The following is a 12,630-nucleotide window of genomic DNA, read 5'->3' as shown; positions in this document are numbered from 1 at the left end:
GCCCAACCTAAACGATGAAATGAATGTGCTTTTTACCGTGGTACGGGGAGATCTCGATTTTGGTTTTCACCCGGAAAACGTCCCACAGCAGCGCTTCGGACAAAATCTCCTCCGGCGTCCCGTTGGCGAGGATCTGCCCCTGCTGCATCACGATCAGCGAATCGCAGAACATCGCGGCATGGTTAAGATCGTGAATGGCCACAATGCTGGTCACCGGCAGCTCGCTGATCAACTGCATCAGCTGCATCTGATGGTGAATATCCAGATGGTTGGTAGGTTCATCCAGCAGGATCTCACTCGGGTTCTGCGCCAGTGCGCGGGCGATATGCACCCGCTGCCGCTCGCCGCCGGAGAGGCTCAGCCACCCCTGGTCGCTTTTCTCCAGCATCGCCACCCGCTGCAGCGCGGCGGTGACCGCCTCGTCATCCTGAGCGCTCCAGTTGGAGAACGGCGAGTGGTGCGGAATACGTCCCAGCCGCACGACGTCGCGCACCCGCATATTGGCCTCGGTCATGCCGTGTTGCTCGACGAACGCCACCCGGCGGGCGAGCTGCTTTTTCGCCATCCGGGCGATGTCGTGGCCGTCGAGGGTGACGCGACCCGCATCCGGGCGGCGCAGGCCCGCCAGAACCCGCAGCAGCGAGGATTTGCCGCAGCCGTTGGGGCCCAGCAGACCCACCGTTTCGCCGCGCGACACCCGCAGCGAGACATTATTGACGATGACCTTTTTGCCTGCCTTCCAGGTGATATTTTCAGCGCAAATACTCATCACTTATTCCTTGAGCGGTAGATAATCACGGCAAAGAAAGGCACCCCAACCAGGGCGGTCACCACTCCGACCGGCAGACTCTGCGGGGCAATCAGCAGGCGCGAGGCAATGTCCGCCAGCACCATCAGGATCGCCCCCGCCAGCGCGCTGGCGATCAGCAACGTCCGGTGCAGCGGGCCAAAGAAGAAGCGCATCACGTGCGGCACCACCAGGCCGACAAAGCCGATCGAGCCGGCCATGCTGACGATGGTGGCAGTAATCACCGCCGCGGTGGTGAAGAGGATCAGGCGCACGCGCGGCACGGCAATGCCCAGCGAAGCGGCGGCATCGTCGCCGAAGGTGAACGCGTCCAGCGCCCGGGCATACCACAGGCAGACCGCCAGGCCCGCGAGGACCACCACCAGAACCAGCTGGAATTCGGGCCAGCGGACGCCGCTGAAGCTGCCCAGCAGCCAGAACATCACATCGCGCGCCTGCTGCGCGCTGGCGGAGGTGCTGATGGTGTAGGCCGTGAGGGCGTTAAATAACTGCGAGGCGGCGACGCCCGCCAGAATGGTGCGCTCATTGCCGCCGCGCGCGCCGTTGGTCAGAAAGGCAACAAAGGCGAAGGCGGCGAAGGCTCCGGCAAACGCCCCGACGGAGAGGGAGATCGCCCCGGCGCCAAGGCCCAGCACCACAATCGATACCGCGCCGGTGGAGGCCCCGGCGGAGACGCCGAGGACGTAAGGTTCCGCGAGGGCGTTCTTGAGCAGGCTTTGCAGCACGGCGCCGCAGATAGCGAGGCCGGCGCCGCAGCAGGCGGCGACCAGCGCGCGGCTGAGGCGGAAATCCCAGATAACGCTCTCGGAGATACGATTGAGAGGCACCGCGGTTAAGCCGGTTTTATTGCTGATAGCGTAAAAGACGTTCTGCAGCGGGATGGGCAGTTCGCCGACGCTGACGCCCACCGCAATCACCAGCGCCAGCACGCACACGGCGACGACACACCAGCCGGTGAGCAGCATGCTGCGGCGCGTCTGCAGTACGGCGGCGCTCATCAGTTAAGCCCCATTTTTCTCAGCTGTTCGCCCACCTGCTCCGCGCCGTAAAGGGTGCGGATGGTCGGATTCATCGCCTGGCCGTCCATCACCACGATATGGCCTTTTTTCACCGCCTCCAGCTGGCTGACGGCGGGATCGCTTTTGAGGAATTTAATCTTCTCCTCGGCCTTATCCAGCGCCCAGCGGTTACGATCCAGGCTCGAGACCACGATCACATCCGGGTTGGCGGCAATGATGCTCTCCCAGCTCACCGTGGGCCACTCGGTCTCGGAGGTTATCGCATTATGACCGCCCAGCACGTTGGCGATAAAGCCGGAGGCGCTGTTTTTACCGCCGACATAGGCATCGGCCGATGGCGAGGCGCTGGAGAACCAGAAGACGAAGGAGAGATCTTTTTTGCTTTTACCGAACTCCTGACGCAGGTCGGCTTCACGTTTTTTGAAATCGGCGATCAGCGCCTGGCCACGATCTTCGACGTTGAAAATGCGGGCGAAATCGCTAATTTCCTGATACAGCCAGGTCATGTCCCACAGCTTCTGCCGGCTGCCGTACATATCGCCGGTAGCCTTTTTGGTGGCGCACATCCCCGGCGACACGTAGCTGTTCACGCCAACGGTGGCAAGATCTTCACGCCTGGCGACTTTGCTTTCCGGCCCCAGCAGCAGCGGCAACTGGGCGGGAACGAAATCGGGATTTTGCGCCAGCACGGATTCCAGACTCGGGATTTCCACCGTCAGGGTTTTAATCTTCGCGTTTTGCTCAGCCAGCTGCGGTAATACCGTAGTCGGCCAGAAGGCGCTGGCCACCACCTGCTTTTGCAGCCCAAGCAGCAGCAGGATTTCGACCGTATTTTGCCCCAGCGCGACCACGCGCTCCGGCGGCCGGGTAAAGGTCTCCTGATAGCCACAGTTTTCAATCGTCAGGGGGTAGGTTGTTGCCAGCCCGGAACTGACGGCGGTGAACATCAAGCCTAACGCGCAGAGGACCTTCTTCATTAAACGCTATCCTTGTAAACAGGCGAGTAAATGACCAGCAAATGGGAGTAATGCAAATGAAACTCATTATTGGGGCGGGGTTTTATACAATGCCGTATTTACAGTGTCAATGAGTGACTATTTCAGCAGGGAAGGGATTACCCGCGAGGCGGGTGGGTCAGCGCGCCAGAGGGCCGCGAATATACGTCTGCAACCCCTCGGCGAGGAAATTAAATACCCGCTTACAGGCGGGGCTATGGCGCAGGTCCTCATGCATCACCAGCCAGGTATCGAGATACAGAGAAAAGTCGGCCGCCAGCACTCGCTGCAGGGGAATAATGCCGTCGGCGAGGGGCGCCTGGCAGATGCCGATCCCTGCCCCGGCGCGGATCAGGTTCAGCTGGGCGAGGTCGCTATCGGTGCGCATCGCGAAGGCCTCGCGCTGAAAACGGGGATAGCGCTCAAGAGCCCGGCGAACGAGGGGGGTGGCGCTGTCGAAACCAATCAGCGCGTGGCCGTCAAGCTCCTCAGGCGTAGCGGGCCGACCCTGGCGGGTCAGATAGGCATCGGTAGCATGCAGCCCAAGCTCGATCCTGCCGAGACGCCGCGCGATAAGCTGCTCCTGCTGCGGAGCGACCATCCGCACTGCGATGTCCGCCTCCCGGTGAAGCAGATCCTGAAACCGATTGGAGAGCATTAATTCGATGACGATACTCGGGCACGCTTGCCTGAGCCGGGCAATCAGCGGCGGCAGCACCTCAGCGCCGACCACCTCGCTGGCGGCCACCCGCACCACGCCACGCAGATCGGTGCTGTCGCGACTAAAGTTAGCCGCCGTGCGTTCCAGCGCCCGGGCGGTGTTGGCCATTGTCTCGGCGTGCGCCTGCAGCGCCAGCGCCGCGTCGGTCGCCAGCAGGCCGGTTTGCGAGCGGGTAAATAAGGCCTGGCCGAGGGCGGCCTCCAGGCCGGCGATATGACGTCCCGCCGTCGGCTGAGTGATGTTCAGGGTGCGCGATGCGCCCGATAAAGAGCCTTCCTGCAGGACGGCGAGAAAGGTTCGGTACCACTCCCAGGGAATAGAGGTATTCATACAAAAATGTATAGCCGCTCGATGATGGTATGCAATTTCATTTGATATGAGCCGCAGGTAGGCTGTCAAGCATCCATTAGCGAACGGGGAAAGACGATGAACAGCAGCGGCAAAGTCCTGATTTTGGGAGCAAGCGGGGGCATAGGCGGGGAAGTGGCGCGTCGGCTGGCGGCGGACAACTGGCAGGTTCGGGCGCTGAAGCGCGGCGCCCAGCTTCATGGGCCCGAAGAGGGCATGCAGTGGATTGCCGGCGACGCGCTGGATGCCGGGCAGGTGGCGGCGGCGGCTGCCGGTTGCGACGTGATCGTCCATGCGGTCAATCCGCCGGGCTACCGGCACTGGCGGCAGCAGGTACTACCTATGCTGCGCAACACCCTGCAGGCCGCCGCCCAGCAGCGGGCGTTAGTTGTCCTGCCCGGCACGGTCTACAACTATGGACCGGATGCCTTTCCGCTGATTGACGAAGCGGCCGCGCAACGGCCGGTGACCCGCAAAGGCGCCATCCGGGTGGAAATGGAGCAGGCGCTGGAGGATTACGTGCAGCGCGGCGGCAGGGCGTTGATTGTCCGGGCGGGCGATTATTTTGGTCCGCGCGCCGGAAATAACTGGTTTTCCCAGGGGCTGGTCAAGCCAGGTCAGCTTCCCCGGACTATCAGCCTACCAGGGGCGATCGGCGTGGGGCATCAGTGGGCCTGGCTGCCCGACGTTGCCGCCACCATCGCCGCGCTGCTGGCCCGCAGGCATGAGCTTGAGCCGTTTGCCCGCTTTCATATGCAGGGCCACTGGGACCCGGACGGCAGCGAAATGAGCCAGGCGATCCAGCGGGTGGTCGCCCGCTATGGCGGCAGGGCGGTAGTGAGGTCCTTTCCCTGGTGGCTGGTGAAGCTGGCGGCGCCCTTCAACGCCACCCTGCGCGAAATGGTCGAGATGCACTATCTCTGGCGTCTACCGGTACGCCTGCGCAACGATAAGCTGGTGGCTTTTTTAGGCGCGGAGCCGCATACCCCGCTCGATCGTGCCGTACATCTGACGCTGCAAGGCCTGGGCTGTCTGCCCGCCGGCGCGATTAACCATGAGGCGCGTGAGGCATAACGCGGCGAGAGAGGTGAGCAGGGCGGGGTGTTAATGTGACCAAATCATGATAACGTCACTCGTTGTCAAACGATAGCGATCGCATTAAGCTAAACGGATGACGAAAATTACCCCCACCCCAGCAAGCCGTGGCCCCGTTGACCACAGCGTTCGGGACCAGATTCTTGACGCGGCCATGGCGCACTTCAGTCGCTATGGCTATGAAAAGACTACGGTCACCGATCTCGCCAAAGCAATAGGCTTTTCCAAAGCCTATATCTACAAGTTTTTTGACTCCAAGCAGGCGATTGGCGAGGCAATCTGCGCCAGCCGGCTGGAGAAGATCATGGTGGCCGTCAGCGAGGCCATCGCCGATGCACCCTCCGCCAGCGAGAAGCTGCGCCGCCTGTTCCGGGCGCTGACCGAGGCCGGCAGTGAACTGTTTTTCGAGGATCGCAAACTGTACGATATCGCCGCCGTCGCGGCGCGCGATAAATGGCCCTCAACGGAGCAGTATGCCGGTCATCTGCAGCAGCTGATTGGTCAAATCCTGGTCGAAGGCCGCCAGGCGGGTGAGTTCGAGCGCAAAACCCCGCTGGATGAGGCGACCCTGGCGGTCTATATGGTGATGTGTCCTTTCATCAACCCGGTGCAGCTGCAATACAATCTCGACACCGCGCCCACCGCGGCGGTGCTGCTTGCCTCCCTGATCCTGAGAAGTCTCTCCCCCTGATTTGTGACCATTGACTTTATTGGTCACTCGTCTGAGAATGCAGTCACCAACCGGTCTTTTCATTAAGGTGACCCATGCTCAGGCCCAACGCCGTCCATCTTGCCGTCTGCTTCCTGCCGCTGGCCCTCGCGGGCTGCGGCGAACCTGCCGATCATGACGATCCCCGCACCCGACCGCCGCTGGTGCGGGTGGCGACCGTCGAGCGCGCGGAGGCCAGCTCGCGGGCCTTTACCGGCGTGGTGGTCGCTCGTACCCAAAGCGATCTCGGCTTCCGGGTATCGGGGAAAATCCTTGCCCGGCTGGTGGAGACCGGGCAGAGCGTCCGGCGCGGTCAACTGCTGCTGCGCCTGGATCCGGCTGATCTAACCTTGCAGGCGCAGTCCCAACAGCGGGCGGTCGACGCCGCGCGGGCGCGAGCCAAAAAAGCGGCCAACGATCTGGCCCGCTATCGCGGCCTGGTGGCCAGCGGCGCCGTCTCGGCGGCGGAGTTCGACCAGATCAACGCGACGGCAGAGGCAGCGAGAGCCGACCTCAGCGCGGCCCAGGCGCAGGCAAACGTGGCGCAAAACGCCACCGACTATGCCGGACTGCTGGCGGATGCCGACGGCGTGGTGGTGGAAACGCTCGCCGAGCCGGGACAGGTGGTCAGCGCCGGGCAGGTGGTGATCCGCCTGGCGCGGGCAGGGCAGCGCGAAGCGCGGGTGCAGCTTCCGGAGACGCTGCGCCCGGCGGTCGGCAGCGAGGCGCTGGCGACACGCTATGGCAGCGAATCTCAGCCGGTCACCGCGACCCTGCGGCTGCTTTCGGACGCGGCTGACGCCGCCACCCGCACCTTTGAAGCGCGCTATGTGCTGAACGGCGCGCTGGCGAATGCGCCGCTGGGGTCTACCGTGACCCTGCGTATCAGCAGCGACCAGGGGCCAGGCGAGGTGCTGGAGGTGCCCCTGGCGTCGGTCTACGATCCGGGCAACGGCCCTGGCGTCTGGCGCATTGCGTCGCGCCCGGCCACCGTCTCCTGGCAACCGGTGACGGTGATCGGCCTGAATGATGAAACGGCGCGGGTGACCGGCCCGCTGAAGCCCGGGGAGCCCATCGTCGCCCTGGGCGCCCATCTTCTGCACCAGGGCGAGACGGTGCGGCTGGCGGAACGACGCGAGCATAATGCCGACGGGAGTCAGCCATGAGCGGCGGGCGTTTTAATCTCTCCGCGCTGGCCGTCCGCGAGCGGTCGGTAACCCTGTTTTTGATTATCCTTATCTCGGTCGCCGGGCTGGTGGCCTTTTTCGGGCTCGGTCGGGCGGAAGATCCGCCCTTCACGGTCAAGCAAATGACGGTCATCACCGTCTGGCCGGGCGCCACCGCGCAGGAGATGCAGGATCAGGTCGCCGAGCCGCTGGAAAAACGGCTCCAGGAGCTGAAGTGGTACGATCGCACCGAGACCTATACCCGTCCCGGGATGGCGTTAATCACCTTATCGCTGCAGGATCAGACCCCGCCTTCCGAGGTGCCGGAGCAGTTTTATCAGGCGCGCAAAAAGCTCGGGGATGAGGCGAAAAACCTGCCTGCCGGCGTCTCCGGCCCGATGATGAATGACGAATTCGCCGATGTCACCTTTGCCCTCTTTGCCCTGAAAGCGCGGGGAGAGCCGCCGAGGCAGCTGGTGCGTGACGCCGAAGCCCTGCGTCAGCAGCTGCTGCATGTCCCCGGGGTGAAAAAAGTGAATATTCTCGGTGAACAGGCGGAGCGCATTTATCTCTCCTTTTCTCATGACCGTCTCGCCACCCTGGGGCTCTCGCCGGAGGCGATTTTTGCCGCGCTGAACAATCAGAATGTGCTGACCGCCGCCGGGGCCATTGAGACCCGTGGCGGGCAGATCTTTATCCGCCTCGACGGGGCGTTCGACCGCCTGCAGCAGATCCGCGACACGCCGATTATTGCCGGGGGCAGAACGCTGAAACTCGCCGATGTCGCCACGGTTGAGCGGGGGTATGAAGATCCTGCTACCTTCCTGATCCGCAATCAGGGCGAACCGGCGCTGCTGCTGGGGGTGGTGATGCGCGAGGGCTGGAATGGTCTGGCGCTGGGGAAAGCGCTGGACGCCGAAACGGACAGCATCAATCAGAGCCTGCCGCTCGGCATGTCGTTGGCCAAAGTGACCGATCAGTCGGTGAATATCAGCGCGGCGGTCGATGAGTTCATGATCAAATTTTTTGTCGCTCTGTTGGTGGTGATGGCGGTGTGCTTTGTCAGCATGGGCTGGCGCGTGGGGGTGGTGGTCGCGGCGGCGGTGCCGCTCACCCTGGCCGTGGTGTTTGTGGTGATGGCCGCCACCGGCAAAAACTTCGACCGCATCACCCTCGGCTCGCTGATCCTCGCCCTGGGGCTGCTGGTGGATGATGCCATTATCGCCATCGAAATGATGGTGGTCAAAATGGAGGAGGGGTATGACCGCCTCAAAGCCTCCGCCTATGCCTGGAGCCACACCGCGGCGCCCATGCTGGCCGGTACCCTGGTGACGGCCGTGGGCTTTATGCCTAACGGGTTTGCGCAATCCACCGCCGGGGAGTATGCCAGCAACGTGTTCTGGATCGTCGGTATCGCGCTGATTGCCTCCTGGATCGTGGCGGTGATTTTTACCCCCTGGCTGGGCGTACACCTGTTACCGGAGAGGAAGTCCGCGGCGGCAGGCCACGCCGCGCTGTATGACACCCCGCGCTATCAGCGCTTCCGCCGGCTGCTGACCCGGGTTATCGCCGGCAAATGGCGCGTGGCCGCCGGGGTGGTGGTGCTGTTTATGGTGGCGTTACTGGGAATGAGCGTGGTGAAAAAGCAATTTTTCCCCACCTCCGACCGCCCGGAAGTGCTGGTTGAGGTGCAGATGCCTTACGGGTCGTCGATTATCCAGACCAGCGCCGCGACGGCGAAAATTGAGCGCTGGCTGCAGCAGCAGCCGGAGGCGAAGATTGTCACCAGCTATATCGGCCAAGGCGCGCCGCGCTTTTACCTGGCGATGGCTCCGGAATTGCCCGATCCCTCATTTGCCAAGCTGGTGGTATTGACCGACGGTCCGGCCTCGCGCGAGGCGCTTAAGCTGCGGCTGCGGGAGGCGGTGGCCAATGGCCTTGCGCCGCAGGCGCGGGTGCGCGTCACGCAGCTGGTCTTTGGCCCTTATTCGCCTTATCCAGTCGCCTGGCGGGTGATGGGGCCCGATCCGCACACCCTGCGCGACATCGCCGATCGGGTGAAAGCCGTGCTGCAGGCCAGTCCGCTGATGCGCACCGTCAATAGCGACTGGGGATCGCGGGTACCGGTGATGCATTTCAGCCTCAATCAGGACCGGCTGCAGGCGAGTGGGCTCAGCTCCCAGGCCGTCGCCCAGCAGCTGCAGTTCCTGCTGTCAGGGATCCCCATTACCACCGTCCGGGAGGATATTCGCGCGGTGCAGGTCATCGGCCGCGCGGCGGGCGATATCCGTCTGGACCCGGCGAAAATCGCCGACTTCACTCTCGTAGGCAGCGGCGGGCAGCGGGTTCCTTTGTCGCAGATCGGTGAAGTCGACGTCAGGATGGAAGAACCCCTGCTCCGTCGTCGCGACCGCACGCCGACCATTACCGTCCGGGGAGATGTCGCAGATAACCTGCAGCCGCCGGATGTCTCCAGCGCGCTGATGAAGCCGCTGCAGCCCATTATCGACTCCCTGCCGCCTGGGTATCGCATCGAGACGGCGGGGTCGATCGAGGAGTCAGGCAAAGCCACCCGGGCAATGGTGCCGTTATTTCCGATCATGATCGCCCTCACGCTGCTGATCATTATCCTGCAGGTACGTTCCCTGTCGGCGATGGTCATGGTTTTCCTGACCGCGCCGCTGGGGCTGATTGGCGTGGTGCCGACGCTGCTGTTGTTCAATCAGCCGTTTGGCATCAATGCCCTTGTGGGCCTGATCGCCCTGTCAGGGATCCTGATGCGAAATACGCTGATCCTGATTGGTCAAATCCACCATAACCAGCAGGCGGGGCTCGATCCGTTCCACGCGGTGGTGGAGGCGACGGTGCAGCGAGCCCGTCCGGTTCTGCTGACCGCGCTGGCGGCGATCCTGGCGTTCATTCCGCTGACGCATTCGGTTTTCTGGGGGACGCTCGCCTATACGCTGATTGGCGGGACGCTGGGGGGAACCATCATGACCCTTATCTTCCTGCCGGCCATGTATGCGATCTGGTTCCGCATCCGCCCGGAGCGCCCGGCTGACGCAGCGCAACGGCCGGCGCTGGACCCGCAGGGGTAATTTCGGTTGCCGGGCCAAGGCACGCGGTCAGGCCCGGCCCCGGGCTGCGTCAGGCAGATAAGGATACCGGGACCGCACGGCTGCGCTGTTGATCTTTTTCCAGCCGGTCGAGGCAATCGAGGCTGATGGCCGAGGGGGAGGTGGCGCCGGTGAGGGTCATGGTGACCTTCATATCCTCGGCAAATAAGCGCAGCAGGTGCGCCACGCCCGCTTCGCCCGCGGCGGCCAGGGCATAAATATAGGCCCGACCAAGCAGGACTCCCTTCGCGCCGAGGGCCAGCAGGCGAATAACGTCCACGCCGGAGCGCACTCCGGAGTCGGCAAGGACCGTCAGATCGTCGCCGACCGCATCCGCCACCCGCGGCAGCGCCCGGGCGGTGGGGATGGCGCCATCGAGCTGTCTGCCGCCGTGATTGGAGACCACAATGCCATCGGCGCCCAGCCGCACGGCATTGCGCGCATCGTCGGCATCGAGGATCCCTTTAATGATCAGCTTTCCTGGCCAGCTGTCGCGGATCCACTCCAGATCGTGCCAGGCGATGGACGGGTCGAAGTTGTTGCTGATGAACCCCATATAGTCATCCATGGTCATTTTGTGGCCGGTATAGGCTTCGATATTACCGAACGACAGAGGCCTGCCCGCCAGGCCGACGTTCATTGCCCAGCGCGGGTGGGTGCAGGCCTGAAGATACTGTCGCAAGGTGGCGTGCGGCCCGGACATTCCTGAGCGGTTGTCCCGATATCGTGAGCCGGGGATCGGCATATCGACAGTGAATACCAGGGTTTTCATGCCGGCGGCCCAGGCGCGCTCCAGGGCATTACGCATGTAGCCGCGATCTTTCAGGACGTACAGCTGGGACCAGAGCGCGCCGCTGGCGTGGCTCGCTACCTCCTCAATGGAGCAGACCGACACGGTGGACAGAGTGTAAGGGATCCCGGCGCGGGAGGCGGCGCGGGCCGCCTGGACTTCGCCGCGGCGGGCGTACATTCCGGTGGCCCCGACCGGCCCCAGCGCCACGGGCATCGCCCATGGGGCATCAAGGATGGTGGTGGCCAGCGTCGGCTCACCCGCTCCGCACAGCACGCGCTGGCGAAGGGCTACCGAGGCGAGCTCGGCGGCATTAGCGTTCATGGTATTTTCCGCCACCGCGCCACCGTCAATATAGTCAAAAAGGAAACGTGGCAGACGGCGACGAGCGGCTTCGCGATAATCGCTGGGGGCTGAAACAATCATGATTATATCCTTATGTCTTTTAACCTAAGTGGATGTTCTGCAGGCAAAAAAACTATAGGCTTCTAAAAGGCGGTGGGGAAATGAAATATTAGCATCCAAGCCATTCCCTAACGGAATAAACTGGATTTGTCGCTTAAATGGTTATTTCTTTTTTTTGCCTTGGGCACGCGCGTTATTTTTATTTATTTCCGCAAAGCGTGAATTCGGGCCAAATAAAAGACCCGATGTGGTGCGACAGCGTTTTGCGCTATCGCCATAGCAAGGAAGCGTGGTCAGCTCGGCGCCTGCGTTTTCCGGGAGGTGTAAAGAAGATGATTTTGAAATTGAGCAGATGCTATCTTTTGCTAGCCTTTCTGAGGAGGACAGACGGAGCGACACCATGAAAGATAAAGATGAACAAACGGCATTGATTGGCATGGCTATCGGCGCGGCGGTCATTAGCTTAGTGGCGACCCAAAAGCAGATTAATCAGGGGAGTATCGTGGATGAGCTGGTGCGGCTGGGCAGACAGAAGGGGGATGGGGTGGAGGATGAAGTTTTTGTCCAGGCCGCCCGCCTGGTGAGAAAAGGAACTTAGCCAACCGATAGCCTTCCTGGCTACCCGTTTTATCGCGGTTTATCTCCCCCCGATCGCGGCCACGTCCCCCGCCAGGCCGCGACCGCCCCTGCCGAAAGCGTTGCGCCTTGACGCTTTCGGCTTACGCTTTCTCATTCCGCAGGCCAGCGCCTGTTCAGCGCGCATGGCTGCTCAGTGACGCCGTCACTTTTTTGGCTTCTACGACAAGGTTAATCAGGAAGGTGGTCTGCTGCTATCGCATAAATCGGTATTTTCGATACATCTTTGCCATTGCGTGCGGTGATAGAGCGATATCAGAATAAAATATTATAAATCATATGATTAGGTTCAACTTGCGCACCCTGATAATCCCCGGGCAAGGGTCTATGCTTATAAAAAGCGCTAATTGGGGCAATACCCCTGCTGGAGAAGGGTTGAAGTGATAATCATTATCACTAACATGGCGGTATGCCTTGATGGCGCCAACCTGGAGGTCTATCGATGGAAGTACAAGCAGGAACCTTTAATCCCGCCGATTTCAGCTGGCAGGGACTGACCATGACGCCGGCCGCTGCCGCGCATATTCGCGATCTGATGCGCAAGCAACCGGATAAAAAGGGGCTACGGCTGGGTATTAAAACCAGCGGCTGCGCCGGTTTTGGCTATGTGCTCGAAATGATTGCCGAGCCGGCGCCCGACGATCTGCTCTTTGAATCTGAAGGGGCGAAGCTGTACGCGCCGCTGCAGGCGATGCCGTTCATTGACGGTACGGAGCTGGATTACGTCCGGGAAGGATTAAATGAAATCTTTAAATTTCATAACCCGAAAGCGCAGCACGAATGCGGCTGCGGCGAAAGTTTTGGGGTGCAGGCGGAGTAACT

Annotated in this window: 11 protein-coding genes and 1 pseudogene; 6 read left to right on the top strand and 6 right to left on the bottom strand. The window is 62.0% G+C overall.

Features of this window, described 5'->3' with window-relative positions:
• Positions 1-7: 7 nt before the first annotated feature.
• The 4 genes from CE636_RS04990 to CE636_RS04975 form a co-directional block, all read right to left on the bottom strand.
• Positions 8-769 carry an ABC transporter ATP-binding protein gene (locus tag CE636_RS04990; RefSeq protein WP_004203103.1) on the bottom strand — a complete coding sequence of 254 codons (762 nt, stop codon included), beginning with the start codon at positions 767-769 and terminating at the stop codon, positions 8-10.
• On the bottom strand, positions 769-1,806 hold the full coding sequence (locus tag CE636_RS04985) for a FecCD family ABC transporter permease (RefSeq protein WP_032456256.1): 1,038 nt from the start codon (positions 1,804-1,806) through the stop codon (positions 769-771). Before CE636_RS04985 ends, CE636_RS04990 begins: the two co-directional genes overlap by 1 nt.
• On the bottom strand, positions 1,806-2,804 hold the full coding sequence (locus CE636_RS04980; RefSeq protein ID WP_004203100.1) for an ABC transporter substrate-binding protein: 999 nt from the start codon (positions 2,802-2,804) through the stop codon (positions 1,806-1,808). The genes CE636_RS04985 and CE636_RS04980 overlap by 1 nt, the downstream gene beginning before the upstream one ends.
• 157 nt (positions 2,805-2,961) lie before the next feature.
• Positions 2,962-3,873 (bottom strand): LysR family transcriptional regulator, encoded by a 912-nt coding sequence (locus tag CE636_RS04975; RefSeq protein ID WP_004203099.1) that lies wholly within the window; start codon positions 3,871-3,873, stop codon positions 2,962-2,964.
• Between the two features lie 96 nt (positions 3,874-3,969).
• Between CE636_RS04975 and CE636_RS04970 the strand changes: the two genes are divergently transcribed.
• The 4 genes from CE636_RS04970 (at position 3,970) to CE636_RS04955 (ending at position 9,959) form a co-directional block, all read left to right on the top strand.
• Entirely contained in the window at positions 3,970-4,965 is a 996-nt protein-coding gene (locus CE636_RS04970) for an NAD-dependent epimerase/dehydratase family protein (protein ID WP_017900854.1), read from the top strand.
• Between the two features lie 97 nt (positions 4,966-5,062).
• The gene (locus CE636_RS04965; protein ID WP_017900853.1) at positions 5,063-5,677 is read left to right on the top strand and encodes a TetR/AcrR family transcriptional regulator; all 615 of its coding nucleotides are present in this window, start codon (positions 5,063-5,065) and stop codon (positions 5,675-5,677) included.
• Positions 5,678-5,751: 74 nt separating this feature from the next.
• Positions 5,752-6,861, top strand: a complete 1,110-nt coding sequence (locus CE636_RS04960; RefSeq protein WP_017900852.1) for an efflux RND transporter periplasmic adaptor subunit — start codon at positions 5,752-5,754, stop codon at positions 6,859-6,861.
• On the top strand, positions 6,858-9,959 hold the full coding sequence (locus CE636_RS04955) for an efflux RND transporter permease subunit (RefSeq protein ID WP_017900851.1): 3,102 nt from the start codon (positions 6,858-6,860) through the stop codon (positions 9,957-9,959). Before CE636_RS04960 ends, CE636_RS04955 begins: the two co-directional genes overlap by 4 nt.
• Before the next feature lie 49 nt (positions 9,960-10,008).
• Here CE636_RS04955 and lldD read toward each other — a convergent pair whose 3' ends face one another.
• Positions 10,009-11,193, bottom strand: a complete 1,185-nt coding sequence (lldD, locus tag CE636_RS04950; protein WP_017900850.1) for an FMN-dependent L-lactate dehydrogenase LldD — start codon at positions 11,191-11,193, stop codon at positions 10,009-10,011.
• Between the two features lie 288 nt (positions 11,194-11,481).
• Positions 11,482-11,574, bottom strand: a pseudogene (locus tag CE636_RS28545) (hypothetical protein); the annotation flags it as partial.
• On the opposite strand from CE636_RS28545, the gene CE636_RS04940 reads away from it, so the two are divergent.
• Together CE636_RS04940 and sufA are read left to right on the top strand one after the other, a co-directional pair.
• Positions 11,573-11,770, top strand: coding sequence for a hypothetical protein (locus CE636_RS04940; protein WP_004203090.1), 198 nt, complete (start codon positions 11,573-11,575; stop codon positions 11,768-11,770). The pseudogene CE636_RS28545 and the gene CE636_RS04940 overlap by 2 nt on opposite strands.
• 480 nt (positions 11,771-12,250) lie before the next feature.
• Positions 12,251-12,628 (top strand): Fe-S cluster assembly scaffold SufA, encoded by a 378-nt coding sequence (sufA, locus tag CE636_RS04935; protein WP_004203089.1) that lies wholly within the window; start codon positions 12,251-12,253, stop codon positions 12,626-12,628.
• Positions 12,629-12,630 lie beyond the last annotated feature (2 nt).

This window comes from Klebsiella sp. LY, from assembly GCF_004010915.1.
In the GTDB taxonomy this organism is placed as follows: domain Bacteria; phylum Pseudomonadota; class Gammaproteobacteria; order Enterobacterales; family Enterobacteriaceae; genus Klebsiella; species Klebsiella quasipneumoniae.
The sequence above is the reverse complement of the archived record's forward strand: the minus strand, read 5'-3'. Positions and strand labels throughout refer to the sequence as shown.

Excerpts from the sequence above, each read along its gene's own strand:
- CE636_RS04990 (WP_004203103.1), bottom strand. The coding sequence starts at position 769 with ATGAGTATTTGCGCTGAAAATATCACCTGGAAGGCAGGCAAAAAGGTC.
- CE636_RS04985 (WP_032456256.1), bottom strand. The coding sequence starts at position 1,806 with ATGAGCGCCGCCGTACTGCAGACGCGCCGCAGCATGCTGCTCACCGGC.
- CE636_RS04980 (WP_004203100.1), bottom strand. The coding sequence starts at position 2,804 with ATGAAGAAGGTCCTCTGCGCGTTAGGCTTGATGTTCACCGCCGTCAGT.
- CE636_RS04975 (WP_004203099.1), bottom strand. The coding sequence starts at position 3,873 with ATGAATACCTCTATTCCCTGGGAGTGGTACCGAACCTTTCTCGCCGTC.
- CE636_RS04970 (WP_017900854.1), top strand. The coding sequence starts at position 3,970 with ATGAACAGCAGCGGCAAAGTCCTGATTTTGGGAGCAAGCGGGGGCATA.
- CE636_RS04965 (WP_017900853.1), top strand. The coding sequence starts at position 5,063 with ATGACGAAAATTACCCCCACCCCAGCAAGCCGTGGCCCCGTTGACCAC.
- CE636_RS04960 (WP_017900852.1), top strand. The coding sequence starts at position 5,752 with ATGCTCAGGCCCAACGCCGTCCATCTTGCCGTCTGCTTCCTGCCGCTG.
- CE636_RS04955 (WP_017900851.1), top strand. The coding sequence starts at position 6,858 with ATGAGCGGCGGGCGTTTTAATCTCTCCGCGCTGGCCGTCCGCGAGCGG.
- lldD (WP_017900850.1), bottom strand. The coding sequence starts at position 11,193 with ATGATTGTTTCAGCCCCCAGCGATTATCGCGAAGCCGCTCGTCGCCGT.
- CE636_RS04940 (WP_004203090.1), top strand. The coding sequence starts at position 11,573 with ATGAAAGATAAAGATGAACAAACGGCATTGATTGGCATGGCTATCGGC.
- sufA (WP_004203089.1), top strand. The coding sequence starts at position 12,251 with ATGGAAGTACAAGCAGGAACCTTTAATCCCGCCGATTTCAGCTGGCAG.